At 50.4% G+C, this 597-nt stretch carries 1 protein-coding gene; it reads left to right on the top strand.

Annotated features, from left to right (window positions below; genetic code table 11):
- Nucleotides 1-141: 141 nt before the first annotated feature.
- Nucleotides 142-597, top strand: a 456-nt coding sequence (locus AC27K1_RS21645; RefSeq protein ID WP_487152873.1) for a transposase, incomplete at its 3' end; no start/stop codon positions are given.

The raw sequence follows: 597 nt of genomic DNA, 5'->3' as shown, positions 1-597 counted from the left end.
TAAAAAATTCCAGCGGACTGCCTGCGGCAGCCGCTGAATTTGGCGTTGAGCCTGTAGAAAAACGTCTGGAAGCACTGGCAGTCCCCGTCATAGCAGATATCCTTTAGAAATCTGCCCCAGAGTTCTATTTCGAGCCTCGCCATGCCTCGCTTCAAGCCGTACGACACTCGTCAGAATCTTTTATTACCGATTAATTTGGCCGAGCAACTTGTGCCCGGTTCTTTTGAGTACACCCTGAACTACCTGGTGGATCATGAAATCGATACGTCCATCTTCCATGATCATTACCACAACGATAACACCGGGCGACTGGCGTATGATCCGGCCATGCTATTGAAAGTGGTGCTGTTTGCCTATTCCCGTGGCATCACCTCCAGTCGCAGGATTGAGAAAGCCTGTCATGAGAATGTGGTCTTCATGGCGCTTTCCGCCGACAGTCAGCCGCATTTCACGACCATCGCCGATTTTATCAGTCGTATGCACAAGCCGGTGGGACAACTGTTTATTCAGGTTTTGATGATCTGTGACCAGCTCGGTCTGATCGGTAAGGACATGTTTGCCATAGATGGTCGCAAGATGTCGTCCAACGCCAGCAAG

Source organism: Kistimonas ophiarachnellae, assembly GCF_057552235.1.
The sequence above is the reverse complement of the archived record's forward strand: the minus strand, read 5'-3'. Positions and strand labels throughout refer to the sequence as shown.